Origin of the sequence: Streptacidiphilus monticola, assembly GCF_042658505.1 — a bacterium.
Classification (GTDB): domain Bacteria; phylum Actinomycetota; class Actinomycetes; order Streptomycetales; family Streptomycetaceae; genus Streptacidiphilus; species Streptacidiphilus monticola.
The window spans coordinates 1-25,181 of record NZ_JBHSQJ010000020.1; the positions used below are offsets into that span (position 1 = coordinate 1).

The following is a 25,181-nucleotide window of genomic DNA, read 5'->3' on the forward strand; positions in this document are numbered from 1 at the left end:
CCCCATGTGCGGGCCGGACCTCCCCGGGTGGTGGTTTGCTCGCGCAGTTTCCCGCGCCCCTCGCGGGGCCTCCGGCCCGCAGGGGCGTTATGCCATGCCGGAGAGGCCTTCCTCTTCCTTGGCGATGATTTCGGCTTCCTGACGGTCCGTCAGGGTCTGCTTGCGGCTGCTCACCACCGCCGCCACCGCGATCGCCGCGGCGGAGAACGCCAGCACCACGGTGCTGAAGCGGTCCAGGCGGTGGCGGGTCAGGTGGTCGAGGGAGTAGCGACCCGGGCCGCTGAGGCCCAGCCCCGCCGCGACGAAGCCCAGGAACGCCGGGTACTCGTAGCCGCCCTTCATGACGAAGAAGCCGGCCGGGGCGTGGACCGCCACGGCTCCCGCCATCGCGCCGGCACCCGCCGCGCCCGCGGCGGGGGTGGCGAGACCGAGCGCGAGCAGCGCCCCGCCGCCCGCCTCGCCCAGGCCCGCGGCGAGGGCGCTCTGGCGCGCGGGCTCGAAGCCCATGGCCTTCATGGCCTGCTCCGTGCCCTCCAGGCCACCGCCGCCGAACCAGCCGAAGAGCTTCTGCGCGCCGTGCGCGAAGAGCACGCCGCCCGTTCCCAGCCTCAGCACCAGCAGGCCGAAGTCCTTGCGTCGGGACGCGTGCGCGTCGCGGCAGAGTGCGGACATGGCAGACACCTCGCTACAGATCGGGGCATGTCACTCGCCGCCCAGTCTGGTCCGCGCGGCCACCCGCCGCACTGCGAGTGCGTCTGGAGGCTGACCCGCCGGTGCCGTGTCCGGACAGGTTCGCCGGGCTGCGGTGTCCGGAGGTGGGGGGCCGGCACCCCCGGCCGAAGGCTGGGGGAAGGTCGCAAGGCGGAGGGTCGCCCTCCTACTGGATGCGCCTGGGCGCGCCCGACAACGCAGCGGGATGCCGTGCCGGACACCGCAGCCCGGTGGACCTGTCCGGACTCGGCACTAGCTGACCGGAACGGCCGCCTCGACGAGGGGCTTGGCCAGGCAGACCGACTCGGGCTCGCAGCGGTAGATGCCGAACTTGACCGTGTCCGCGTAGCCCTCGGAGCGGTAGAGCGCGATGGCCTCCGGCTGCTTGGTGCCCGTCTCCAGCACCATGCGCCGGCGGCCCGCCTCGCGGGCGCTCTGCTCCAGGAAGCGCAGCATCGCCCGGGCCAGGCCGCGCCCGCGCGCCTCGGGGCGGGTGTACATGCGCTTCAACTCCGCGTCCCCGTCCGCCAGTCCGGGCTCTCCGCCCTCGCGGGCGCGCCAGGCTCCGGTGGCCAGGGGCAGGCCGGACTCGTCGTAGGCGACGGCGAAGAGACCCTGGGGCGGCTCGAACTCGGCCGCGTCCACAGGGGTCGCGTCGCCGTCGCCGTAGCGGCGGACGTACTCCTGCTGGACCTCGGCTATCAGCAGCTGGGCGTCGGGGTGGGCGTAGCCCGTGACTCGGATCTCCACGCCCCCGATGGTAACCAGGCCCCCCGACAGCTCCGGGAGCGCTCCCGGCTCATGCCGCGCCGAAGCGGGCCAGCAGTTCCGCGCGGCCGAACATGCGGGCGGCCTCCAGGGCGGACGGCGCTCCCGCCGCCGGATCGGCGCCGCCGGCCAGCAGGGCGTCGACGACCTCGGTCACGCCCTTGAAGACCGCGCCCGCGAGGGGTGTCTGACCGTGGTCGTTGGCCCGGTTCGGGTCGGCCCCGCGCTCGATCAGCGCGCGGACGGCATCGGCGTGGCCGTGGTAGGCGGCCAGCATCAGCAGCGTGTCGCCGCGCTCGTTGGCCAGGTCGGCGGGGGCCCCGGCGTCGACGTAGGCGGCCAGACCGGCCGCGTCCCCGTCCCGGGCCAGGTCGAACAGCTTGGCGGCCAGGGCCAGGACCTCCGCGTCGTCGGCTCCGCCGGGCGGGGGCGTCTGCTCACTCATTCGCACGCAGCCTTCCGTTCTGGGGTGATCACTCAGCCGGCCCAGTCTGCCCCATCCGGGGGTCAGCCATCCGAGGGAACCGGCCGCGCGTCTGCGCTGTGCGGGCGGGAGCCGGGGCAAGCATCGCCAGCAGGAGGCCGTCCCCACTGCGGCCGCCGGGCAGATCCACCCGTCCGGTGCTATTCCTGAACTATTACTACTTGTGACGATATAGCTGCGTACAGCTACTCTCACTGTCCCCGACCGAGGAGCTCATCGTGATCCTCTCCATCTCCGGAGTCGTCCTGCTCGGCGTGATCGCCTTCCTCTTCTTCCGCAAGGACGGACTGAAGATCTCGCACGCGATCGTCTGCACCCTGTTCGGCTTCTACCTCGCCGGAACGGCGATCGCGCCGAGCATCAAGGCGGGCGGCGCGAGCCTGGCCAGCCTGCTCGGCGGCATCAAGTTCTGAGCCGGAGCCGACCGAGATGACCTTCACCGAGCACCTCGCGCGCGGCCGCGACCTGGCCCGCACCGCCGGCGACCACGCCGCCGACATGTTCAGTCCCCTGATCACCATCGGGCGCGGGCTCCGGTCCCACGCCCGCTGGGCGAAGAACTGGTGGAGCAGCACCCCGAAGGAGAAGCGCGGCCAGGGCCTGTTCCTCGTCGTCGCCATCGGGGCCGGAGTGGCACTGCTCCCCTACGGCCCGCTGCTGGCGCTGCTCGCCCTGATGGGCAGCGCCGCCTGGGTCGGCCGCGACCGCGCCCCGGCCGCGCCCCCGGCCCCGGACACCAGCGGCATCAAACTCGCCTCCGTCTACACGGCCCTGACGCCCTATCTGGTCCACGAGTCCGACCCCGAGCCGCTCTACCGGCACGGCGGCGACTACAAGGACGCGTTCTCCAACTGGGAGTTCGACGAGGACGGCCGGCTCACCGGCCTCGACATCCGCTACCCGGCCTACTTCACCGACACCGAGCCGGAGTCCCGGGCCCGGATCGAGCAGGTCATCCACGGCAAGGTGGGCCGCACCCGGGAGTACCGCTTCACCTGGGACACCGAGACCAACCAGCTCCAGGTCGCCGCGCTCCCACCGCTGCGCTCGGACATCACCGCCCAGCGCTTCGTCACCGCGCAGGGCGAGGCGGTCCTCGGCTTCACCGACACCACGAGCACCAACCGGATGATCCCGGTGCGCACGGCCGACGGCAGCAGCCACCAGCCCCCGGTGCTGTGGCGGACCGGCCCGCGCTCGACCGAGCCGCACCTGCTGGCCTTCGGCACCCAGGGCCACGGCACGTCCACCCTGCTGCGCTCGCTGGCGCTGCAGGCGCTGCTCCACGGCGACGTCGTCGTCATCGACGGCGCGGGCACCGGCGAGCACGCCTGCCTGGTCGGCCGTCCCGGCGTGCACACGGTGGAGACCAGCCTGCACGGCGCGCTGGCCGCGCTGGAGTGGGCCGCCAACGAGACCCAGCGCCGGCTGGACGCCCACAACGTGGCCAAGCGGACCGGCATCGCGCCCCCCGCGGACGCCGTCCGCCCGCTGTGGCTGCTGCTGGACAACCCCAGCGAGCTGAGCGAACTCGCCGCCGCGGAGGGGCGTCCCGATCCGCAGGACCTGCTGGAGGTGCCGCTGCGGCACGGCCGGACCGCCCACGTCACGGTCGTCGTCGCGGACCACCTGGACGCGCTGCCGCGCATCCGCCCGAGCGTCAAGGGCGCCTGCCGCGCCCGCGTCGCCCTGGGCCCGCTGGACCCGATGCTGGCCCCCGAAGTCCTGGGCGCCGCACTGGACATCACGCCGTCCACGCACACCCCGCCCGGCCGCGGCTACGCCCGGCTCGGTATGAACGCGGCCCCGGTCCGGCTCCAGGTCCCGGCCACGCCGGACCCGCTGGACGACGAGACCGCTCCGGACCAGCGCGACGCGGTGGTGGCGCTGCTCCCCCACTCCGACACCCGCACCGAGATCCCGCTCGACCTCGACAAGCCGGTGATCCCGGAGGAGACCGACGTGGAGCGCACGGGCGAGATCGAACTCCCGGTCGTCCCCTGACCGTTGACCTCCCACCGGATGGGCCGGGGCCCGCGGGCGCAGCGCCTGCGGGCCCCGGCCACGTCACGTCCAGGCTGACGCGGCATCACGAATCCCTCACCGAATCCGCCGATCCTCCCCCTGGACACCGGGTGCCCCGGTAGCTTCCTCCCGTTCAACTGTCCGAACGAGGAGGAACCTTGCTCCGCCGTCTGATAGCCACCGCCCTCGCGGCCGGCACCCTGGCCCTCGCCCCCGCCGGCACGGCCTCCGCGAGCACCGCCCTGCCCGCGACCAACACCGCCCACCACTGCGTCCGCCACACCACCGGACTCTGCGGCTGGACCCACCACAAGCGCCCCGCCAACCGCTACGAGACGGCGCTGTGCCGGGACAACTCCCTCTCCTACAGCCGCCACTCCTCGGGCACCTGCTCGCACCACCACGGCGTGCGCTACTGGTTCAAGTGACGACCCGCCCCACCGGGGCGGCGTAGCGCGGCTCGTCGGCCTCCGGCACGGCCAGTCGCAGCATCCACGTCCCGCCTCGGCCCGGCTGCTCGAAGGGGCGGCCGGAGCCGAGCGGGCGGAGCCCCAACTGTTCCCGCAGTCCGACCGCCAGCCTTTCGACCTCCTCGCGGGAGGCGCCGGTCACCGTCACCACAGTCGCCATGGCGTCCACGCTGCCGGAACCGGGTTGCCGTGCCGCGTCGCCACGGCGACGAACGGGCGTCGCACCGCGGGCGCTCCGGAGCGTCACCGGGGCCGGGGTCTTGACGGTGCGTCAGCGCAGGGTGCTTACTAGGGCGCCAATGGACTGACTCCGTACCATTGAGCGCTCAGGAGGCGCCGTGTCCGGAACTTCCCCCAACGCCGCGCCCCCGACCGACGAGGAGCGGCTGCACCAGCTCGGCTATGCACAGGAGTTGGCCCGGACCATGTCCGGATTCTCCAACTTCGCGGTCTCCTTCACCATCATCTCGATCCTCTCCGGCTGCCTGACCCTCTACGGCTACGGCATGTCCACCGGCGGCCCCGTGCTCATCGTGTGGGGCTGGCCGCTGGTCGGCCTGATGACCCTCTTCGTGGGCCTGGCCATGGCCGAGGTGTGCTCCAGCTACCCCACCGCGGGCGGCCTCTACTACTGGGCGGCCAAGCTCGCTCCCAGCCACGGGCCCGCGTACTCGTGGTTCGCCGGATGGTTCAACTTCCTGGGCCAGATCGCCGTCACCGCCGGCATCGACTTCGGCGCGGCGTCGTTCCTCAACGCCTTCCTGGACCTGCAGGGCTGGTACTCGGCCACGCCCGGCCACACGGTGCTGCTGCTGGGCCTGATCCTGGCCCTGCACGGGGCGCTGAACACCTTCGGCGTCCGCCTGGTCGCCGTGCTCAACAACGTCAGCGTCTGGTGGCACATCCTCGGCGTACTGGCCATCGTCGTGGTGCTGGCGGTGGTGCCGTCCAAGCACCAGTCGGCGTCGTTCGTCTTCGGGCACTTCGCCAACAGCACCGGCTGGGGCAGTTCGCTCTACGTCGCCGCGCTGGGGCTGCTGCTGGCCCAGTACACCTTCACCGGCTACGACGCCTCCGCGCACATGACCGAGGAGACCCGGGACGCCGCGCGCTCCGGGCCGCGCGGCATCGTCATGTCCATCCTGGTGTCCCTGCTCGCGGGTTGGGTGCTGCTGATCGGCATCACCTTCGCCATCCAGCACTACCAGGCCGAGATGACGAGCCCGACGGGCGTCCCGCCGGCGCAGATCTTCATCGACGCCGTCGGGGCCACCGGAGGCAAGCTGCTGCTGCTCGTCGCGATCGGCGCCCAGCTGTTCTGCGGGATGAGCTCGGTCACCGCCAACTCCCGCATGATCTACGCCTTCTCGCGCGACGGCGCACTGCCGGGCTCGGCGCTGTGGCACCGCATCAACAAGCGCACCCGCACGCCCACCAACGGCGTCTGGCTGGCCGCGGCCGGAGCCTTCCTGCTCGGCCTGCCGTACCTGTGGAACTACACCGCCTACACGGCCGTCACCTCGATCTCGGTGATCGGCCTCTACATCGCCTACGTCATCCCGACCTTCCTGCGGCTGCGGCTGGGCGACCGGTTCCAGCCCGGACCCTGGCGGCTGGGCCGCTGGAGCCGCCCGGTGGGCGTGGTGGCGGTGGCCTGGGTGGTCGTCATCACCGTCCTGTTCATGCTGCCGACCACCAGCCCGGTGACGGCGACCAGCTTCAACTACGCCCCGGTCGCGGTCCTGGTCGTCCTCGGCTTCGCCGGGGGCTGGTGGCTGCTGTCCGCCCGCCACTGGTTCACCGGCCCCAAGGTGCAGGGCACGGCTGAGGAACTGGCCGCGGTGGAACAGGATTTGGGCGCCGTCTGAGGCCCGGGCGGCCCGGGCCCGGCGCCGGGCGTCCGTCTCGCGGCTGACGGTGGGTGGTACCGCGGTACCACCCACCGGTCGCGGACGGTCCCCGGGTGCCGGTGCCCGCGTCGCGGCCGCCCCTAGCCTGCTGCTCGTGATCGAAATCCAGCATCTGGTCAAGCGGTACGGCGACAAGACCGCCGTCGACGACCTGCACTTCACCGTCAAGCCCGGCGTGGTGACCGGCTTCCTCGGCCCCAACGGCGCCGGCAAGTCCACCACCATGCGCATGATCCTCGGTCTGGACGCGCCCACCAGCGGCAGCGTGACCGTCAACGGCAAGCGCTACGCCCAGCACGCCGCCCCGCTGCAGGAGGTCGGCGCGCTGCTGGAGGCCCGCTCCATCCACCCCGGGCGCTCCGCCTACAACCACCTGCTCGCGCTCGCGCTGACCCACGGCATCCCGCGCCGCCGGGTGGACGAGGTGATCGAGCTGACCGGTCTGGGCAAGGTGGCCCGCAAGCGCGCCGGAGCGTTCTCGCTCGGCATGGGCCAGCGCCTCGGCATCGCCGCCGCGCTGCTGGGCGACCCGCAGACGATCATGCTGGACGAGCCGGTCAACGGTCTCGACCCGGAGGGCGTGCTGTGGATCCGCACGCTGCTCACCGGCCTGGCCGCCGAGGGCCGCACCGTGTTCGTGTCCTCGCACCTGATGAGCGAGATGGCGCTGACCGCCACCAACCTGGTCATCATCGGCCGCGGCCGGCTGATGGCCGACACCACGGTCGCGGACTTCATCGAGCGGGCGGGCGGCGACAGCGTCAAGGTCGTCACCGGCGACGCCGCGCGGCTGCGCGAGGCGCTGCTCGGCCCGGACGTGACCGTGACCGGCGAGGCCGGGTCCGAGACGCTGACCGTGTCCGGCCTGACCGCCCGTCAGATCGGCCAGGCGGCCGCCGACCACGGCATCGCCGTCTTCGAGCTGACCCCGCAGGCCGTCTCCCTGGAGGAGGCGTTCATGTCGCTCACCGGCGACACCGTCGAGTACCGCAGCAACGCCGGAGGCGCGGCACAGGGCGCCGCGCCGGAAGGGAGCGTGGCGGCATGAGCGCGACGCTGACCGCGACGTCCGAGAGCGCCTCCGCTCCCGCCGAGAGGCCCGCGTACCGGGTGACCTTCGCCCGCGTGGTGCGCAGCGAGTGGTCCAAGTTCCTTTCGCTGCGCTCCAGTTGGATCACCCTGGCGGTGGCCCTGTTCTTCCTGGTCTTCGTCGGCGTGATGGTGGCCTACCGCTACAACCCGGCCGACCTGCGCGGCCCGGCGGCCGACTCCCGGGACGCCGTCGACATCGCCCTGCACGGCGTCCCGCTCGCGCAGCTGGCGCTCGGCGTGCTCGGCGTGCTGGCCACGGCGGGCGAGTACACCACGGGCCTGATCAGGTCCACGCTCGCGGCCGTGCCCAAGCGCCTGCCGGTGCTCTGGTCGAAGACGCTGATCTACTTCGTCGTCGTCTTCGTCGTCGCCACGGTCGGCTCCTTCGCCGCCTTCCTCGGCGGCGAGGGCTTCCTCAGCGGCAAGAAGATCGCCCTGACGCTCGGTGACGCCGGCGTGGTGCGCTGCCTGTTCGGCGCGGGCCTCTACCTCGCACTGGCGGCCGTGCTCGGCGCGGCGCTCGGCATGCTGGTCCGCTCGGTGGCAGGCGGCATCGCCTCGCTGATCGGCCTGCTGATGCTGCTGCCGATCACGCTGGACATGCTGCCCAGCTCGTGGAAGGTCGACGTCGCTCCTTACCTGCCGGGCTCGGAGGGCGCGGGGGCGTCGATCTTCGCGCTGCACCCGAGCCCGAACGCGCTGAGCGCGGGCGCGGGTCTGGCCGTCTCGGTGGCCTGGGTGGTCGTCGCCCTTGCGGCCGCGGCGTACCGTTTGCTGCGTTCCGACAGCTGAACCGACCGGCAAGCAGGCAGTTTCCCCCGATGAGCAGCACCACGCACGGCGCCGACCCCCTCTGGGACCATCTGGCCCAACACCCCGCCGCCCGCGGCTGGCTCCGCGTGCGCGCGGCGGACCGGGCCCACCCGCGGGTGCTGGATTCCTTCGTCGCCCTGTTCGTGCTGCTCATCGGGCTCAAGGACCTCTTCGGCGACGAGCACCACACGCTGTTCGGCCTGAACTCCGTACCGCTGTGGGTGACCGCGCTGACCGCCGCCGCGCAGGCGGTGCCGCTGCGCTGGCGGCGGCGGGCGCCGCTGACGGTCTTCTGGGCGGTGCTCGGCGTCTGCGCGGTGCAGTGGGCGCTGGGCGTCGCGCTCCACAGCGACATCAGCCTGATGATCGCCCTCTACGGGGTCGCCCGGTACGCACCGCCGCGGCGGCTGTCCTGGGTGGCGGCGGCGGTCCTGCCGTGCATCGCGGTCCTGGCCTGGCGGGTGGAACCGCTCGCCCGCCGCCCGTGGACGGGCCTGTTCTTCGTCGCGTGCGCGGCGACCGCGGCGGCCGCGCTCGGGCTCGCGGCCCGGATCCGCCAGGCGCTGCTGGCCGCGCTCGCCGCCCGTGCCGCCACCCTGGAGGTCGAGCGGGAGCAGCGCGAACGCCTCGCCGCGACGGCCGAGCGGGCGCGGGTCTCGCGCGAGCTGCACGACATCGTCGGCCACAGCCTGGCGGTCATCATCGGCCTCGCCGACGGCGGCGCGGCCCAGGCGGAGCTGCGGCCCGACCGCGGGCCAGCGGTGCTGCGGATCATCGCCGAGGCCGGCCGCGAGTCGCTCGGCGAGCTGCGCCGCACGCTGGGCGCGCTGCGGGCGGAGGTCGCGGACGGCCCGGGCACGACGCCCGTTGCGCGCGAGGGCGGCGCGGAGCTGCACCCGCAGCCCGGCACGGCCGACCTGGGTGCGCTGTGCGAGCGCCTGCGCGCGGCGGGGCCGACCGTCACCTACACCGCCTCCGGGCACACCTCCGCGCTGCCGCCCGGCCTCCAGCTGGCCGTCTACCGGATCGTGCAGGAGGCGCTCACCAACAGCCTCAAGCACGCCGGCCCGGACACGGATGTCCACGTCACGGTCGCGGCCGACGCCCGGTCCGGCGAGGTACGGGTGCGCGTCGACGACAGCGGCGGCGACGCCCGGGGGTCGGCCTCCGATCCCGGCTCCGATCCCGGCCCCGGCTCCAGTTCCGGGCAGGGCCTGTACGGGCTGCGGGAGCGCGCGGCCCTGGCGGGCGGGACCGTGGCCGCGGGACCGCGCCCGGGCGGCGGCTGGTCCGTCGTCGCGGCCCTGCCGCTGCCGGACGCACCGGAGCCCGGCGCCGAGCCTCCGGTCACGAGCCGGGGCGGACTCACCACGAGGGAAGCGACCAGGGAAGGCAGTGCCCGGTGACCACCGTGCTGATCGTGGACGACCAGCCGCTCCAGCGGATGGGCTTCCGGATGCTGCTCGACAGCAGCCCCGAGACGTCCGTCGTCGGCGAGGCCGGCCACGGCGCGGAAGCCGTCCGGCTGACCTCCGAACTGCGGCCCGACGTCGTGCTGATGGACATCCGCATGCCCGGCATGGACGGCATCGAGGCCACCCGCCGCATCGTCGCCGCCGGCGACCGCTCCCGGGTGCTGGTGCTGACCACCTTCGACAGCGACGAGTACGCCTACGGCGCGCTCCGCGCCGGGGCCAGCGGCTTCCTGCTCAAGGACGCACGCCCCGACGAACTCCTGGCCGGCATCCGGGCGGTGGCCGCGGGAGACGCCGTCGTCGCGCCCGCGATGACCCGCCGCCTCCTCGACACCTTCACCGGCCACGGCGCGGCCGCCCCGCGCCGGCCCGAGGCGGATCCCCGGATCGCGCAGTTGTCGCAGCGGGAGCGCGAGGTCCTGGAGGCGGTGGCGCAGGGCCTGACGAACAGTGAGATCGCCGCCCGGCTGGTGCTGTCGGAGTCGACGGTGAAGACGCACGTCAGCCGGGTCCTGGCCAAGATCGGCGCCCGCGACCGGGTGCACGCGGTCATCATCGCCTACGATTCCGGCCTCGCCCGTCCGGCGTGACGCCGGACCCGCCGCCTCGGGCGAAATTCGCTGGCCGCCAACCCGGCCGCCCCGTACGGTCGTTGCTGCGCCCGGAGATCGGCGGTCCGGTCGGGTCGGGCGCCACGCGTCGAGCGCCAGCGCGCAACCGGGCCTGTAAAGCCTGGGTCCTCGGACACGCCAGGGGCGGCACCTGGGCGACGCACGACCCGCTCAACGTCAGCCCGGAGGCCGTGCTGTGACGGGACGCCAGTCGGCGCGGGCCACTGACTGTTCATCACAGTCCGATAACGGGCGCACATTTCCTTCACAGCGCTGAGAAGGTGGAGCCTCGCACTCCGCAACGCCGGTGCACCGCACCCGGCGCCGCGGCCGCGGTCCGCCTCCCGGAGGGGAGGAGGCGGGCCCGGCCGGAGGGCACGGAGGCCGCAGAGCCGCAGGCCAGTGCTCAGGACCAGGTGTCGCTGTCGCCGCCCTGCCACGTCACCTGGGCCGGATCGTCCAGGTCCACCTCCTCGTAGCCGTGCTCGCGGCACAGCCGCAGCACGTCCGAGGGCCGCTCGGCCACGCCGGCCGGATGGCCGTTGATGTCGACCTGGCGGTAGGGCCGGCCCACGACCACGATCACTGGGTGCACGACGACCAGGGTGCTGCTCATGCTCTCAGCCTGCCCCTGCGGCAGATCGCCCGCACTCCGCCTCCCCGCTGTCCACCGGCGCGGACGCCCCTCCGAGCCGGTCCGGTGGATCCTCTCCGGCCCGCCACTCCCCGCCCTTCGGGCCGGAGGCGCCGTTCGGCACGGCCCCCTGCCTGACGAAACGCCCAAATACGCCCAGCACGAGGGCGCTCCGCCGCCGCAGAGCCGGCCGCACCGAACGGCGCGGGCTGATCCGGAAGGTCCGCCGGACCGGCCCTGACGCCGCACCGCCCACAACCGGGGCCGACCAGGGCATACTTACTCGCCGTGCACCCGTACCTGCAGAACCCGGGGCCGCTCGCCTTCGCCCACCGCGGCGGCGCGCTCGGGGGGCCCGAGAACTCCCTGCCGGCCTTCGCCCACGCCGTCGCGCTGGGCTACCGCTACCTCGAGACCGACGTCCACGCCACCGCCGACGGCTACCTGCTCGCCTTCCACGACGCCCGCCTGGACCGCGTCACCGACGGCCACGGCGCGGTGGCGGAGCTGCCCTGGCGCACCGTCAGCCGCGCCCGCCTCGGCGGCAAGGAGCCGATCCCACTCCTGGAGGACCTGCTCGACGCCTTCCCGGAGGCCCGCTTCAACATCGACGTCAAGGCGGCCCCCGCGATCCGCCCGCTGGTCGAGACGATCCGGCGGCTGGACGCCTGGGACCGCGTCTGCGTCGGCTCCTTCTCCGACGCCCGGCTGCGGGCCGTCCGCCGCCTGGCCGGTCCACGGCTGGCCACCTCCCTCGGCCCCACCGGCGTGCTGGCCCTGCGCCTCGGGCTGCCGACGCCCCGTCAGGCCGTCTGCGCCCAGGTGCCCTTCGCGGACGCGGCCCTGCTGCGCAGCGCCCGGGCCCGCGGCATCCAGCTGCACGTGTGGACGGTCAACGAGCGCGCTCGGATGAACCAGCTGCTGGATCTGGGCGTGGATGGCATCATGACCGATCGCACCGACGTCCTGCGCGACGTCCTCCTCGAACGCGGAGCCTGGACGTAGATGACCACCACCTCCCTGCCGGCCGACGCCGCCACCGCCGGACCGGCGGCGCTCCGGCGCGCCCGCCTCGGCTGGTACATGAACGACTGGGCGAACGCGGCCTTCTCGGCCACCGTGCTCACGGTCTTCCTCGGGCCGTACCTGACCGACGTGGCCAAGCGGGCGGCGGACGCGCACGGGAACGTCCATCCGCTGGGCATCCCGGTCGCGGCGGGGTCCTTCTTCCCCTACACGGTCTCCGCCTCGGTCCTGCTCTCGGTGCCGATGATGCTCACCGCGGGCGCGCTGGCCGACCGCAGCGGACGGCACCGGGCGCTGCTCGGCGGCTTCTCCTTCGTCGGCGCGGGGGCCACCCTCGGCATGTTCTTCCTCGGCGGCCACCGCTACCTGCTCGGCGGGGCCCTGCTGCTGGCGGCCAACATCTGCTACGCCGTCAGCGCCGCGCTCGCCAACTCCTACCTGCCCACCCTCGCCTCCCCGGACGACCGGGACGCGGTCTCCTCCAAGGGCTGGGCCTACGGCTACGCGGGGGGCGGGCTGCTGCTGATCCTCAACCTCGGGCTCTTCCTCGGCCACAGCGCCCTCGGCCTCTCCTCCGACAGGGCCGTGGAGCTGTGCCTGGCCTCCGCCGGGGCCTGGTGGGCCGCGTTCACCGTGTTCCCGGTGCGGCGGCTGCCCGCCCGTCCGGCGGGCGAGCGCATCGACGACGGGGCCACCCTGCGCAACCTGCGCCGCTACCCGCTGACGCTGCTCTTCCTGGCCGCCTTCCTCTGCTACAACGACGGCATCCAGACCGTCGTCTCCCAGGCGTCCCTCTTCGGCAGCGAGGAGCTGGGCATGGGCCGGACCGCGCTGATCGGGGCGGTGCTGCTGGTCCAGGTGGTCGCCATCGGCGGCGCGCTGCTGCTCGGCCGGCTCGCGGCCCGGTTCGGCGCCAAGCGCACCGTGCTCGGCTCGCTGGTCGCCTGGGTCGCGATCCTGGCGCTGGGCTACGTGATGCCGGCGCACCAGGTGGCCTGGTTCTTCACCCTGGCCGCGCTGATCGGGCTGGTCCTCGGCGGCAGCCAGGCGCTCTCGCGTTCGCTCTTCTCCCACCTGGTCCCGCCGGGCCGGGAGGCCGAGTACTTCTCGCTCTACAAGATCAGCGACCGCGGCACGAGCTGGATGGGCCCGCTCGTCTTCGGCCTGGCCTACCAGCTGACGGGCAGTTACCGGGCCGCCATCGTCTCGCTGCTGGTCTTCTTCGTGATCGGCTTCGCCCTGCTGCTGCGGGTCCCGGTCGCGCGTGCGATCACCGCGGTGGGGAACAAGGTCCCGGAGACCATCTGAAGCCGCTCTGACGCTGTAACGACTGTCACACCATGGAACAAGCGGACAACCGAGGGTGATATCTCGCTCCAGATGTGACAAATCGGACGCCGATGGGTACAACAGGGGCGGCACACCGGAAGTCGTACGCCCACTGCGGGAATCTTCGACGGTTGCCGCACGTTGCAGGAATTGACGAAGACAGGCGACGACAGTCCTGTGGGCCAAAAGCCCGGGAGGCACGATTCATGAGTGAGCGAGCTCTCCGCGGCACGCGACTCGGGGCGACCAGCTACGAGACCGACCGCGGTATCGATCTGGCACCGCGCCAGACCGTCGAGTACGCATGCCAGAACGGACACCGCTTCGAGGTGCCGTTCTCCGTGGAGGCGGAGATCCCCACTGTGTGGGAGTGCCGGTTCTGCGGTAGCGAGGCCCTGCTGATCGACGGCGACGGGCCGGAGGAGAAGAAGATCAAGCCGGCGCGTACGCATTGGGACATGCTGATGGAGCGGCGGACCCGTGAGGAGCTGGAGGAGGTCCTCGAGGAGCGCCTGGCCGTGCTCCGCTCCGGAGGGATGAACATCGCGGTGCATCCGCGCGACGCCGCGCGCAAGTCGGCCTGACGGCCGAGCCGACCAGCGACGGCGATGGGCCCGGCCCCCGGACGGGGGCCGGGCCCATCGCCGTCCCGGTGCGCGGGCTTGGCCCGGTGCGGGGGCTTGGGCTGGTGCGGGGGCTTGGCGGGGCCGTGTATCGCGATATAGCGTTAGTCTCCCGAACCGCCGAGCAGTCAGGACAGGAACATGCCGGGAGACCTCTCGCCCCTCGGGACCGACCCCGGCCGCGTGCCGCCGCCGGCACTGCGGGCCTCGCACGCGGACCGGGACCGCGTCGTCGAGGTGCTGCGTGTCGCGGCGGGCGACGGCCGGCTGACCGCCGAGGAGCTGGACGAGCGCCTCGACGCCGCTCTGGCCGCGCGCACACTGGGCGAGCTGGCGGAGCTCACCTCAGACCTGCCGCCCGTGTCGGCCTTCGGCGGCGGAGCCGTCGCCGAGGTCAGGGACGTCCTGCGGATCGACCAGAAGTACAGTCCCGTCGAGCGGGTCGGGCGCTGGGTGGTGCCCCGGCAACTGGAGCTGGTCACGGAGTTCTGCGAGGTGACGCTGGACTTCACCCAGGCGGTGATCACCCACGACACCCTGCGGATCGACATGGAGATGCAGGGCAAGACCCTCACCCTGATCACCCGGCCGGGCATCGTGGTCGACACCGACGCCCTGAACCTGGCCTTCAGCAAGATCAAGGTCCGGCACGTTCCGGCCGCCGGCGAGCCCGTCCTGCTCCGCGTCGAGCTGGCCGGCAACAAGAGCTACGGCCGCGTCGTGGTGCGCCGCCGCGGACGGTCACTCGGCGGGCGGCTGCTGGGCCGGGCGGCGCGCCGCTGACGCCGGGCGCCGCCCCGCGGGTCGCTCTCACTTCGTCAGACGACCGTAGCCGTACGGGTCTTCGGGATCGCGCGGCGGCACGTCCTCGCGGACGACCTCGCCCTGCACGACCTTGCCGTCGGGCATCCGCATCCGGATCCGGTCCTGCAGCCGCACCGCGTCCGCGAGCGGTCCGCGCCGGACCGCGAGGCGCTGCAGCGCCTTCGCCGTGGGCGGGAACAGGCAGGCCAGGGCCGCCACCTCGGTCAGGAACCCCGGGACGATCAGCAGCAGGCCGCCGACGACCCCGACGACCTGCCGGGGCTCCCCGCGCAGCGCCCGCAGCCCGGAGCGCTTGACCAGCCCGGCGCCCGCCGCCGCGGAGATGATCAGGTAGGCGAGCACCCACAGCCACCCGATCGCGCCCGCGACGGTGACCAGCAGCCACAGCTCCAGGATCACCCACGCCGCCACGGCCAGCGGTGCGAAACGTCGGACTCGGCTCACGGTGCGGGTCATCCCTCTCAGGCGGCGGAAGAAGCTCTCACCTGGGCCAACGAGCCGCGCCTCGGGGCTGTTCCCGGATCAGTGCCGCCGGCCGAGCCGGTCCGCGACGCCCCACGAGGTGACCCGCATCAGGGCCTCGCCGACGATCGCCCGGCTCATCTTGCTCGCCCCGAACTCCCGCTCCACGAAGGTGATCGGGACCTCGACCACGGTGTACCCGGCCTTGACGGCGCGCCAGGCCAGGTCCACCTGGAAGCAGTACCCCTGCGAGGCGACCTGGTCCATGCCGAGCCCGAGCAGGGTCTCCTTGCGGAAGGCCCGGTAGCCGCCGGTGACGTCGCGGATCGGGACCCGGAGCATGGTGCGCGAGTAGAGGCTGCCGCCGCGCGAGAGGAACTCCCGGCTCTTGGGCCAGTTGACGACCTTTCCGCCGGTGATCCAGCGGGAGCCGAGCACCAGGTCGGCGCCGCTGCGCAGCCCCTGGAGCAGCCGGGGCAGCTCCTCGGGCTGGTGGCTGCCGTCGGCGTCCATCTCGACCAGCACGTCGTAGCCGTTGTCGATGCCCCAGTGGAAGCCGGCCAGGTAGGCGGCGCCGAGGCCCTCCTTGCCCTTGCGGTGCATCACCTGCAGGTGCGGGTCCGCTGCGGCGAGCTCGTCGGCGCGGCGGCCGGTGCCGTCGGGGCTGTTGTCGTCGGCGACCAGGATGTGCGCCTCGGGGACGGCGGCGCGCACCCGGCTGGTGATCCGCTCGATGTTGTCGATCTCGTTGTAGGTCGGGATGATCACCAGGATCTTGCCCAGGTCGGCAAAGCCCTCGGCGGTCGTGTTCTCGCTCATGCGCTGTCCCCCGTGCTCGTCTTCTCGTCTTTGGTCGGCAGGCCCCGGCGGCGACGCTGCCGTCCCGCGGCCAGGGCAGCGGCGACCGAGCCGAGCCCGGCCAGCGCGAGAACCCACTCGGGCCAGGCGCCGACGCGGTCGGCCGGAGTCAGGCTGTCCCGCAGCGGCACAGTCTCCTCGAACGCGGCCGCGGTCGCCAACTTGGTGCGGTGCACCACGCTCCCGTCGGGCGCGATCACCGCGCTGATGCCGCTGGTGGCGGCGATCACCACGGACCGGCCGTGCTCGATCGCGCGCAGCCGGGACATCGCGAACTGCTGGTCCGGCTGGTCGGTGTGCTCGTAGGTGGCGTTGTTCGTCTGCACCACCAGCACCCGGCCGCCCTTGGCCACGGAGTCGTGGACGATGCCGTCGTAGGCGACCTCGAAGCAGATGACGTCGCCGATCCGGGCGGGGCCGACGTCGAGGATGCCGGTGGTCCGCCCCGGATAGAAGTCACGGGCCACCCGCTGCAGCCGGGTGATGTACTTCATCAGGATCGAGCGGAACGGCACGTACTCGCCGAAGGGCACCGGATGCTGCTTGGTGTAGTGCGCGCCGGGGCCGCTGACGGGGTCCCAGACGATCCCCTCGTTGAGCACGTGCTGGTTGTCCGGCCCGTCCACGAGCGCGCCGACCAGGACCGGCACCCCGATGGTCTGCACGGCGGTGGTGATCGCCGCGTAGGCCTCGGGGGTGATGTAGGGGTTGACGTCGGAGGAGTTCTCCGGCCAGATCACCAGGTCCGGCTTGGGCACCTGACCCGCCTTCACCTCCGCGGCCAGCTTCAGCGTCTCGTTGACGTGGTTCTGCAGCACCTGCATCGGGCGGCCGAGGAAGTCCATCCCGGCGTGCGGGACGTTGCCCTGGATGACGGCGATGCGGGCCGCGGCCGGCCCGCTGACCGTCTGCCCGGCCGTCGGCAGCGGGACGGCGTAGCCGAGCAGGCCCACGACCACGGCGGCGACGACGAGCACGCCCGCCGTGATCCGCTGACGGTACGTCAGCACGGCGGCGGCGAGCAGCGTTCCGCTGAGCGCGACGGCGAAGCTCACCAGCGGCGCACCGCCGAGCGCGGCCAGCGGGGTGTACGGGGAGGAGGTGTTCGCGAAGGCCAGTCGCCCCCACGGGAAGCCGCCGAGCGGCACCCGGTCGCGCACCCACTCCTGCGTGATCCACACCAGCGCCGACCACAGCGGCCACCAGCGCATCCTGCTGACCAGCGCCAGCCCGGCGGCCATCAGCACCAGATAGAGCGCCTCGACGACGGAGAGGATCAGCCAGGCGTCCTTGCCGATCACGCCGATCCAGTAGAGCAGCCAGAGCATGAACGTCAGCCCGAACAGCAGCCCGCTCCAGGCGGCCTGACGGACCGTCCGGCGGTAGGTGAGCAGGCTGATCCCGGCCACGGCGACGACCGAGAGCGGCCAGATGCCGTAGGGCGGGAACGAGAGCGCGAGCAGTACCCCGCACAGGGCTGCGAGCCCGGCCCGGGGAAGCCCGCGCCGCACCCGCTCACGCCACGTGCGGGGCACCGCCTCCGGCGGATGCACGGGATCCAAGGTCAAGGCCACGCGAAGAAGGTACCGCGCCACCCGCCCAGTGTGGACCCTGGGGCCGGTGAGAAAACCGCAGGTCGGCATGCGTCCACCCGGAGTGTCCGCCAGGGGTTCGGTCCGGACGCCCTTCGGTCCGACCCGCGAGTCGCTGGCTGCGGCTCGACCGAAGGCCGTTGTCTACTGAGCGCCCGGGCCGGACCCGGGGTCGCACCGGCCGCGCTTTCCGGATCGCATGGCCTGGGTCTGGCGGCGGCCCAGCCGGTGTCCGGGTACGGCGTGGAGGTGTGGACGACGCCGACGAACCTACTCGCCCCCGACCGCCGCCTGTCAACTCCCGTCCGACCTGCCGAAACCCCCCGTTTCCCCTGCTCAGCCGCCCCGCGGCGGACCTCCCGGCCCCGCCACCGCCACTCACTTAGCTGCACCCGCCCCGGTGCCCGCCGCGGCTCCCGTCAGGGGCCGGAGGCCCGGTCAGCGGCGCGGGGAACTGCGCGAGCAACCCCCCACCCACGGAGGTCCGACCCGCACAGGGGGACGAACCTCCCGGAGTGGTGGGCTGGTTCCCCGCGCCCCCAAAGGGCCCCTTACGGGGCCAGGTGGGCCGTGCGGCCGTGGACGACCGTGGCGAGGCAGCGGGGCAGCTGACCGCCCGGGGTCAGGTCGGGCAGGCCCGGGACGCCGCTGCGCGGATCCGTGGACCAGTTGGCCACCCTCTGGTCCGGCGCCTGGACCACCAGCTCGCCCGCCGACCACACCGCGTAGCTCGCCGGGGCACCGGGCACCAGCGTCCCCGCGTCGTCGCGGCCGACCGCGCGCCACCCGCCGCGCGTGTGCGCGGTGAACGCGCCCCGCACGGAGATCCGGTGCTCGGGCGTGCGGTGGAAGGCCGCCGCGCGGACCGTCCCCCACGGATCGAGCGGTGTCACCGGCGCGTCCGAGCCGAAGGCCATCGGGACGCCCGCCCGCTGCAGCGCCGCGAAGGGGTTCATCCTCGCCGCGCGCTCCGCACCGAGCCGCTCGACGTACATGCCGTCCTCGCCGCCCCACGCCGCGTCGAAGGCGGGCTGCACGCTGGCGGTCAGGCCCAGCTCCGCGAAGGCCGCGATCAGCTCGGGCGTCAGCAGCTCCGCGTGCTCGACGCGGTGCCGCAGGGCGCGCACCCGCTCGACGCCGAGCTTGTCCGCCACCGTGCGCACGCCGCGCACCAGCGCGTCCAGCGCCGCGTCCCCGATGGCGTGGAAGCCCGCCTGGACCCCGGCCTCCGTACAGGCGGCGACATGCTCCGCGATCTGCTGCTCCGTCAGGTACGCGGCGCCCGTGGCGTGCCGGCCGTCGCCGTCCGTGTAGGGGGCGTGGAGGCAGGCGGTGTGCGAGCCGAGCGCGCCGTCGATGAAGAGGTCGCCGCCCGCGCCGACCGCGCCCAGGCGCCGGGCGGTGTCGACCCCGCCCAGCTCGCCCCAGTAGCCGAAGACCTGTGGGCTGCCGGGCTCCTGAGCGAGCGTCAGCAGGGCGCTCAGGTCGGCCTCCGACGAGATGTCCGGGCCGGCGCACTCGTGCAGCGCGCCGATGCCCAGCTCGGCCGCGCGCCGCAGCGTCGCCCGCTGCGCGGCCTCGCGCTGCGCGGGCGTGATCGCGGTCAGCGCCGCGCGGCGCACGAGGTGGTGCGCGGAGCGCGCGAGCGGGCCGTCCGGGTGGTAGCCGGGCTCCCCGGCCAGCTCCGGCCCCGCCAGGGCGCGCAGCGCGCTGGACGCCAGCGCCGAGTGGACGTCCGTGCGTGACAGGTAGACCGCCGCCCCGCCCGCCGCCTCGTCCAGCTCGGCCAGGCCGGGGGCGCGGTGCTCGGGCCACAGCGTCTCGTCCCAGCCGTGTCCGAGCACGACTCCGCCCTCCGGCTGGTCCCGGACGAAGGCGGCGATCCGGCGCAGCGCCTCGGCGAGGGTCGGACAGCCCGTCAGGTCCAGCCCGGTCAGGGCGAGTCCGGTGGCGGTGGCGTGCACGTGGGCGTCGACGAACGCGGGGGTGACCAGCGCGCCGCCGAGGTCGACGACCAGCTCCGCGTCGCGCGCGTAACTTTCGGCGGCGCCCTCCTCGCCGACCCAGGCGACCGTGCCGTCCTGCACCAGCAGCGCCGTCGCGAAGGGGTCGGCGGGGCTGTAGACGGTGCCGCCGCGCAGCAGGACGCTGCGCGGCGCGGGCTGGTCGGGGGCGGGGAGGGCGTCGTTCACGGTCATGCGCCCAAGTCTGCCCCCGGGCCGGTCCCCGGCTACAACCGGGGCGGACGCGCCTCGTAGGGCGTGCTGAGCACGACGGTGGTGCGGGTGGACACCCCCGCCGCGGCGCGGATCCGGGCGAGCAGGTCCTCCAGGTCACCGGGGCTGCCGACGCGGACCTTGAGGATGTAGTTCTCGTCCCCGGCGACGCTGTGGCAGGCCTCGATCTCCTCGATCCCGGTGAGCCGTTCGGGCGTGTCGTCGGGGGCGCTGGGGTCGAAGGGTTTGACGGAGATGAACGCCGTCAGCGGCAGGTTGACCGCCTCGGGGTCGACGATCGCGGCGTAGCCGCGGATGACGCCGCGCTGCTCCAGTCGGCGCACCCGCTGGTGCACGGCCGACGTGGACAGGCCGGTGGCCTTGCCGAGGTCGGTGTAGCTCATCCGCCCGTCGGCGACGAGGAGCTGCACGATCTGCCGGTCGAGTTCTTCCACGCTGCTGAATCTAGCGGACAGTTGGGTGTGACCAAGGCCACAGGATTGACCGCTTCGCGCGCTGGGCAATGTTCGCCATGGCCGCGCCCGGTCGTCGGCGCGAGCGAATCTTCTTCGGGGGACCCAAGAGGGGGCCTTGGCATGACCATCATGGATGCGGAGCCGTCCGCGGGATCGGACGAGCCGTCAGATAGGCCGCTGGGCGCGGATCCGGGCGAGCCCGAGGCGTGGGAGATCACGCGGGTGCGCTGCCCCGAGTGCGCCCAGCCGATCGCCCTGGTGGGGGACGAGGCGCTGCTTCCGCGCCATGTCGCCTCCCGTGCGCCCTGGCAGCCGTTCGCTTCCGCGCAGTGCGAGGGCAGCGGCCTTCCGGCCGCGGAGGCGGAGCCCCTGGGCGAGGACGGCGGGTTCGGCCCCGAGCCCACGCTCGCCGACTTCCTGACGCTCCCTCCGGAACTCGACTGGCGCACCCAGCCCTTCTCCCACGCCCACCGCAAGCTGCACCTCCCGTAGGGGGCGCAGCCTCCAGGGGCGCGAGGAACTGCGGGAGCAACGCACCACCCACGGAGGTCCGACCCTTGATCGGGACGGACCTCCCTGAGTTGTGGGCTGCTCGCGCAGTTCCTCGCGCCCCTGGAGGCTGCCCTGCCGAAGGCGCTGCCCCGCCGAGGGCTCAGCCCAGGCCCAGCGTGCTCGCGATCTGCGTGGCCATCGCGCCCTCACCCAGCGCGTTGGGGTGCACCGGCACGTAGTTCGTGCCGAACAGCACGGGCTCGATCCACCGGGTCCCGATCGGCTGGCACGCGTCGTGCCCGTTCGAAACCGAGGCCATGTCCACGTACCTGACGCCCGTGGCCGCCGCCGCGCGCTGGACCGCCGCGTTGAGGTGGGCTTCGAGGTCCCGCAGGTACGGGATGTCGCCGTTGGCGATGGGCATCTTGGCGAAGCACCCGGGCACCGCCTGGGCCGGGACGATCCACGGGTAACCGACGATCGCCACCCGCGCGTTGGGCGCCTTCGCCCGCACCGCCGTCAGCGCGGACACCAGTGCGGGGTAAGTGCTGGAGTCGATCGTGTCGTCGAAGCTGGAGCCGTAGATGCTCGCGCACGGGTGGCCCAGCCCCAGGGTGACCACCCCGGCCGAGCCGCAGGCCAGGATCGCGTCGATGAAGGTGTTGTTGTCGTTGCCGCCGATGGTCATGGTGACCAGGTCGGTGTTCGCGCTGAGCGCGTCCAACTGCGGTGCCACGCCCGGGTACTGGGATCCGGCGAAGTCCTTCGTCTGGGCGCCGCCGCAGGTGACGTCGGTCAGTCGGGCGCCGGTCCGGGCGGCCAGCACGTGCGGGTAGTTGGCGGTGGACCGCGCGCACTCCAGCGGAGCGCCGAGGTCGAGCGGGAGCACTCCGGACCCGGCGCTGTAGCTGTCGCCGAGGGCGACGTAGTTGACGGGGTCGGCCGCCCGCGCCTGGGTGGCGACGGAGAGGCTGAGGCAGGTGAGGCCGGCGGCCGCGACGGCGGCCAGGCGGCGGGCACGGGCACGGACGGACATGCGGATCTCCTCGGTGACGGGTGGGGCCGTGGACAGGAGGTGCGCGCGCTGCGGTGCGGAGGCGTCGGTGCAGGGGTGATGTCGGGCGCGTGACGCCCGTGCTTCCGCTGGGTTACCCGCTGGAAAGTTACTGACGGGTCAGATCGTGGGTCAATACCCGTGCACGGACCCGTCGGAGCGCGGTCGCCGTCGCTACGATGCGCCCCGTGCCACCGATCCCGTTCACCCTGCCCGACCTCGCCGAACAGCTCCGCTCCCGACCTCCGTCCCTGGGCCCGGTCCGGCTCGTCGCGGTCGACGGCTACGCCGGATCGGGCAAGACCACCTTCGCCGCCGCCCTGGCCCGGGCCCTCGGCGGCGCGCCCACGGTTCACCTGGACGACCTCGCCGCGCACGGCCACTTCTTCGACTGGGTGCCGCGCCTCGAACAGCAGATCCTGGCTCCGCTGCGAGCCGGCCGCACCGCCCGGTACCGGGCCTACGACTGGGTCGCCGCCGCCTACCGGACGCAGCGTCAACTCCCGCCCGCCCCGGTCGTCCTGCTCGAGGGCGTCGGCGCGGGCCGCCGCGCACTGCGCCCCGAGCTGGCGTTCACGATCTGGCTGGATCTGGACGCCGCCACCACCCGCGCCCGCGGCGAGGCGCGGGACGGCACGGAACTGGCCGGCTTCTGGCAGGAGTGGATGCGCGAGCAGAGCGCCCATTTCGCCGACGACCCCACCCGCCCGTACGCGGACCTCCTGGTGCCCGCTCACATGATCACCACAGCTTCGTGACGCTGCGTCATCACAACAGCCTGTGCCGCACAGACTGTCCGGCGGCCAGTGAAGGAGCCTGATCCCTCAACCTTCGCCCGCCGCCCCGCCCTTGACCTGCGCCACGTGCAGGAACTACGTTCAGCTCAGCGCGAGAGCCCGTGCTCTCGACGCCGAGATCGCGATCCCCCGGCCGTTCCCCCGTGGCCGGGGGATCGTCTGTTTTCCGGACATGTCCCTCCGGTCAGTGGTGACGGATCGTCACCATCACAATCCCATCAGGGGTGCGCGGCACTCTTCCGGATCAGCACAGGGCCGGTACGATGCCCCAAGGACCGCGCGCGTGCGCTCGCGTTGGTTACGGAACGTCAGAATGCGGTGCCCGCAAGACCTTCCGGGGGTTTCGCCGCACAGCAGGGGGCTGACCGGTGGGGACTGAGCAGACCGACGGCAGGGGAACCCGTGCCCTTGCCGACCGCGCGTGGCAGCGCGCCATGGACGCGTACACCGCGGGCGCCTACACCCGCGCCGAGGAGGAGTTCCGCGCGGCGGTGCGGCTGGACCCCGGGATGGCCGACGCCTGGCTGGGCCTGCACGCCCTGCGCGCGGACACCGCGACGGCGCTGCTGGCCATGTTCGAGCACCGCGAACGCTTCGGCGAGCAGCGGCGCAAGCACAGACGCCCGCTCAGTTCCTGGTACTGGCTGGGCTGGTGGGTCCAGCCCGTCCTGGAGGACGAGCGCGACCTGGCGCTCGCCCACGCCTCGCACTGGCTGGACGGACGCCACCTGCCGCAGCTGGACGAGGCGCTGACGCACTGCCCGCCCGTCGCCCGGGACCCCTCGGTCCGCTTCCTGCACGCCTGCCGCTCCTATCTGCTCAAGGACTGGGAGCAGCTGATCCGGGACACCGACGGACTGGTGGACGACGCGCTGCTGGGCATCGAGGCGGGGCTGTTCAGCGGCATGGCACGGGTGCGCCTGGACATGTGCGGGCAGGCCGAGTTCCCCCTCGCGGCCTCACTCGCCCGCTGCCGCTCCGAGCAGCCGCAGCGCAAGGAGCTGCGCTACTGGCTGGCGCGCGCCTACGAGGGCGTCGGACGCAGCGCCGCGGCGCTCTCGCTCTACCGGGCCGTGCACCGGGTGGACCCGGGCTTCATGGACACCGCCGCGCGGCTGGCCGCGATCACCGCGGAGGACGGCGTCGATCCCGCGCTGCTCGAGGCGCCCGCGCCGTCACCGCGCCCGCGCCATGCCTCGGGTGCGGCCGCCCCCGAACCGGCCGGGTTCTACGACCCGCCCGCGGACATCCTCTCGGACCTGCCCGCTTCGCTGGGCGCCGACTACGGCCCCGGAGTGGCCGAGGAGGAGCTCGGCGGGGACGAGGACGACGAGTCGCTGGAACCGCCGGCAGCCGAGGACCCGCTGCGCGCGGCACGGCACCGGGCCGAGCCCGCTCCGGTCGCGGCGGCGCTGCTCCCGGGCGGCCACCCGGACCGGGCCCGCCTCGACGCGGCCCTCGGCGAGCTGGACCGGATGGTCGGCATGGAGCCGGTCAAGCGCCAAGTGCTGGCGCTGAGCGCCCAGTTGAGAATGGCCCAGCTGCGGGCGGACCAGGGCCTGCCGGTGCAGCCGCCGAAGCGGCACTTCATCTTCTCGGGCCCCTCCGGCACGGGGAAGACGACGGTCGCCCGCATACTCGGCCGCGTCTTCTACGCCCTCGGGCTGCTCTCCGGGGACCACCTGGTCGAGGCCCAACGAGCCGATCTGGTCGGGGAGTTCCTGGGCCAGACGGCCGTCAAGGCGAACGAGCTGATCGACTCCGCGCTGGACGGCGTGCTCTTCGTCGACGAGGCCTACAGCCTGGCCAACTCCGGCTACTCCAAGGGCGACGCCTACGGCGACGAGGCCCTGCAGGTACTCCTGAAGCGCGCCGAGGACAACCGCGACCGGCTGGTGGTGATCCTGGCCGGCTACCCCGAGGGCATGAACCGGCTGCTGGCCACCAACCCCGGCCTGAGCTCCCGCTTCACGACGAGGGTGGACTTCCCCAGTTACCGTCCGGAGGAACTCGCCGCGATCGGCCGGTCGCTGGCCGCGGGCGACGGCGACGTCTGGGACGAGGAGGCGCTGGAAGAGCTGCGCTCGATCTGCGGCCACGTGGTCCGCGAGGGCTGGATCGACGACCTGGGCAACGGCCGGTTCATGCGCACGCTGTACGAGAAGAGCTGTGCGTACCGGGACCTGCGCCTGAGCGTTCTGACGGAGCCCCCCACCCGCCAGGACCTGGCCACCCTGCGGCTGCCCGACGTCCTGCAGGCCTACGGCGAACTCATCGACGGCCGAGGGTGACCCGTCGGGGGCGCGGGGACCTGCGGAGCAACCCACCACCCACGGGGGTCCGTCCCATTGAACGGGTCGGACCCCCGTGGGTGGTGGGTTGCTCGCGGTGGGGCCACCTCCCGCCCGAAGGGTGGGGGATCCCCGCGCCGCCCCCGA

At 73.3% G+C, this 25,181-nt stretch carries 26 protein-coding genes; 15 read left to right on the plus strand and 11 right to left on the minus strand.

The window, feature by feature from the left end; translation table 11 throughout:
- Positions 1–87: 87 nt before the first annotated feature.
- The 3 genes from ACFP3V_RS06455 to ACFP3V_RS06465 all read right to left on the minus strand — a co-directional run bounded on the left by ACFP3V_RS06455 (position 88) and on the right by ACFP3V_RS06465 (position 1,924).
- A complete protein-coding gene (locus ACFP3V_RS06455; RefSeq protein ID WP_380580678.1) occupies positions 88–672 on the minus strand; it encodes a DoxX family protein in 585 nt (194 codons plus the stop codon).
- A 291-nt stretch (positions 673–963) separates the two neighbouring features.
- The gene (locus tag ACFP3V_RS06460; protein ID WP_465270093.1) at positions 964–1,461 is read right to left on the minus strand and encodes a GNAT family N-acetyltransferase; all 498 of its coding nucleotides are present in this window, start codon (positions 1,459–1,461) and stop codon (positions 964–966) included.
- 49 nt (positions 1,462–1,510) lie between these two features.
- Positions 1,511–1,924, minus strand: coding sequence for an ankyrin repeat domain-containing protein (locus tag ACFP3V_RS06465; protein ID WP_380580680.1), 414 nt, complete (start codon positions 1,922–1,924; stop codon positions 1,511–1,513).
- A 257-nt stretch (positions 1,925–2,181) separates the two neighbouring features.
- Here ACFP3V_RS06465 and ACFP3V_RS06470 point away from each other — a divergent pair, with 257 nt between their 5' ends.
- The 3 genes from ACFP3V_RS06470 to ACFP3V_RS06480 all read left to right on the plus strand — a co-directional run bounded on the left by ACFP3V_RS06470 (position 2,182) and on the right by ACFP3V_RS06480 (position 4,416).
- On the plus strand, positions 2,182–2,376 hold the full coding sequence (locus ACFP3V_RS06470; protein WP_380580682.1) for a hypothetical protein: 195 nt from the start codon (positions 2,182–2,184) through the stop codon (positions 2,374–2,376).
- 16 nt (positions 2,377–2,392) lie between these two features.
- Positions 2,393–3,967, plus strand: a complete 1,575-nt coding sequence (locus ACFP3V_RS06475; protein ID WP_380580684.1) for a hypothetical protein — start codon at positions 2,393–2,395, stop codon at positions 3,965–3,967.
- A 179-nt stretch (positions 3,968–4,146) separates the two neighbouring features.
- Positions 4,147–4,416: a DUF3761 domain-containing protein gene (locus ACFP3V_RS06480; RefSeq protein WP_380580686.1), complete on the plus strand. Its 270-nt coding sequence runs from the start codon at positions 4,147–4,149 to the stop codon at positions 4,414–4,416.
- Here ACFP3V_RS06480 and ACFP3V_RS06485 read toward each other — a convergent pair.
- Positions 4,409–4,618 (minus strand): hypothetical protein, encoded by a 210-nt coding sequence (locus ACFP3V_RS06485; protein WP_380580688.1) that lies wholly within the window; start codon positions 4,616–4,618, stop codon positions 4,409–4,411. The genes ACFP3V_RS06480 and ACFP3V_RS06485 overlap by 8 nt on opposite strands.
- A gap of 265 nt (positions 4,619–4,883) precedes the next feature.
- Here ACFP3V_RS06485 and ACFP3V_RS06490 point away from each other — a divergent pair, with 265 nt between their 5' ends.
- From ACFP3V_RS06490 to ACFP3V_RS06510, 5 genes are all read left to right on the plus strand, one after another.
- Entirely contained in the window at positions 4,884–6,326 is a 1,443-nt protein-coding gene (locus ACFP3V_RS06490; protein ID WP_380580757.1) for an amino acid permease, read from the plus strand.
- Positions 6,327–6,462: 136 nt separating this feature from the next.
- Complete coding sequence (locus ACFP3V_RS06495; RefSeq protein ID WP_380580690.1) at positions 6,463–7,416, plus strand: ABC transporter ATP-binding protein; 954 nt, start codon at positions 6,463–6,465, stop codon at positions 7,414–7,416.
- Positions 7,413–8,252 carry an ABC transporter permease gene (locus ACFP3V_RS06500; protein ID WP_380580692.1) on the plus strand — a complete coding sequence of 280 codons (840 nt, stop codon included), beginning with the start codon at positions 7,413–7,415 and terminating at the stop codon, positions 8,250–8,252. The genes ACFP3V_RS06495 and ACFP3V_RS06500 overlap by 4 nt, the downstream gene beginning before the upstream one ends.
- Before the next feature lie 29 nt (positions 8,253–8,281).
- The gene (locus ACFP3V_RS06505; RefSeq protein WP_380580694.1) at positions 8,282–9,679 is read left to right on the plus strand and encodes a sensor histidine kinase; all 1,398 of its coding nucleotides are present in this window, start codon (positions 8,282–8,284) and stop codon (positions 9,677–9,679) included.
- Entirely contained in the window at positions 9,676–10,338 is a 663-nt protein-coding gene (locus ACFP3V_RS06510) for a response regulator (protein WP_380580696.1), read from the plus strand. The genes ACFP3V_RS06505 and ACFP3V_RS06510 overlap by 4 nt, the downstream gene beginning before the upstream one ends.
- Positions 10,339–10,765: 427 nt before the next feature.
- Here ACFP3V_RS06510 and ACFP3V_RS06515 read toward each other — a convergent pair whose 3' ends face one another.
- Positions 10,766–10,975, minus strand: a complete 210-nt coding sequence (locus ACFP3V_RS06515) for a hypothetical protein (protein WP_380580698.1) — start codon at positions 10,973–10,975, stop codon at positions 10,766–10,768.
- A 306-nt stretch (positions 10,976–11,281) separates the two neighbouring features.
- Here ACFP3V_RS06515 and ACFP3V_RS06520 point away from each other — a divergent pair, with 306 nt between their 5' ends.
- The 4 genes from ACFP3V_RS06520 to ACFP3V_RS06535 all read left to right on the plus strand — a co-directional run bounded on the left by ACFP3V_RS06520 (position 11,282) and on the right by ACFP3V_RS06535 (position 14,754).
- Positions 11,282–11,998 carry a glycerophosphodiester phosphodiesterase family protein gene (locus ACFP3V_RS06520; RefSeq protein WP_380580700.1) on the plus strand — a complete coding sequence of 239 codons (717 nt, stop codon included), beginning with the start codon at positions 11,282–11,284 and terminating at the stop codon, positions 11,996–11,998.
- Positions 11,999–13,327 carry an MFS transporter gene (locus tag ACFP3V_RS06525; RefSeq protein WP_380580702.1) on the plus strand — a complete coding sequence of 443 codons (1,329 nt, stop codon included), beginning with the start codon at positions 11,999–12,001 and terminating at the stop codon, positions 13,325–13,327.
- Between the two features lie 227 nt (positions 13,328–13,554).
- Positions 13,555–13,932 carry an RNA polymerase-binding protein RbpA gene (locus ACFP3V_RS06530; protein WP_380580704.1) on the plus strand — a complete coding sequence of 126 codons (378 nt, stop codon included), beginning with the start codon at positions 13,555–13,557 and terminating at the stop codon, positions 13,930–13,932.
- 180 nt (positions 13,933–14,112) lie between these two features.
- Positions 14,113–14,754, plus strand: coding sequence for a DUF1707 SHOCT-like domain-containing protein (locus ACFP3V_RS06535; RefSeq protein WP_380580706.1), 642 nt, complete (start codon positions 14,113–14,115; stop codon positions 14,752–14,754).
- A gap of 27 nt (positions 14,755–14,781) precedes the next feature.
- On the opposite strand, the gene ACFP3V_RS06540 is transcribed toward ACFP3V_RS06535, so the two are convergent.
- From ACFP3V_RS06540 to ACFP3V_RS06560, 5 genes are all read right to left on the minus strand, one after another.
- Positions 14,782–15,240 carry an FxsA family protein gene (locus tag ACFP3V_RS06540; RefSeq protein WP_380580708.1) on the minus strand — a complete coding sequence of 153 codons (459 nt, stop codon included), beginning with the start codon at positions 15,238–15,240 and terminating at the stop codon, positions 14,782–14,784.
- A gap of 78 nt (positions 15,241–15,318) precedes the next feature.
- Complete coding sequence (locus tag ACFP3V_RS06545) at positions 15,319–16,077, minus strand: polyprenol monophosphomannose synthase (RefSeq protein WP_380580710.1); 759 nt, start codon at positions 16,075–16,077, stop codon at positions 15,319–15,321.
- Entirely contained in the window at positions 16,074–17,690 is a 1,617-nt protein-coding gene (gene lnt / locus ACFP3V_RS06550) for an apolipoprotein N-acyltransferase (RefSeq protein ID WP_380580712.1), read from the minus strand. Before lnt ends, ACFP3V_RS06545 begins: the two co-directional genes overlap by 4 nt.
- 569 nt (positions 17,691–18,259) lie before the next feature.
- Positions 18,260–19,906 (minus strand): amidohydrolase, encoded by a 1,647-nt coding sequence (locus ACFP3V_RS06555; protein ID WP_380580714.1) that lies wholly within the window; start codon positions 19,904–19,906, stop codon positions 18,260–18,262.
- A gap of 32 nt (positions 19,907–19,938) precedes the next feature.
- On the minus strand, positions 19,939–20,379 hold the full coding sequence (locus ACFP3V_RS06560; protein WP_380580716.1) for an Lrp/AsnC family transcriptional regulator: 441 nt from the start codon (positions 20,377–20,379) through the stop codon (positions 19,939–19,941).
- Positions 20,380–20,520: 141 nt separating this feature from the next.
- Here ACFP3V_RS06560 and ACFP3V_RS06565 point away from each other — a divergent pair, with 141 nt between their 5' ends.
- Positions 20,521–20,892, plus strand: a complete 372-nt coding sequence (locus tag ACFP3V_RS06565; protein ID WP_380580718.1) for a hypothetical protein — start codon at positions 20,521–20,523, stop codon at positions 20,890–20,892.
- Between the two features lie 160 nt (positions 20,893–21,052).
- On the opposite strand, the gene ACFP3V_RS06570 is transcribed toward ACFP3V_RS06565, so the two are convergent.
- Positions 21,053–21,928 (minus strand): SGNH/GDSL hydrolase family protein, encoded by an 876-nt coding sequence (locus tag ACFP3V_RS06570; RefSeq protein WP_380580720.1) that lies wholly within the window; start codon positions 21,926–21,928, stop codon positions 21,053–21,055.
- A gap of 197 nt (positions 21,929–22,125) precedes the next feature.
- Here ACFP3V_RS06570 and ACFP3V_RS06575 point away from each other — a divergent pair, with 197 nt between their 5' ends.
- Complete coding sequence (locus ACFP3V_RS06575; protein WP_380580722.1) at positions 22,126–22,704, plus strand: uridine kinase family protein; 579 nt, start codon at positions 22,126–22,128, stop codon at positions 22,702–22,704.
- Between the two features lie 473 nt (positions 22,705–23,177).
- On the plus strand, positions 23,178–25,034 hold the full coding sequence (locus ACFP3V_RS06580) for an AAA family ATPase (RefSeq protein ID WP_380580759.1): 1,857 nt from the start codon (positions 23,178–23,180) through the stop codon (positions 25,032–25,034).
- Positions 25,035–25,181: the final 147 nt, after the last annotated feature.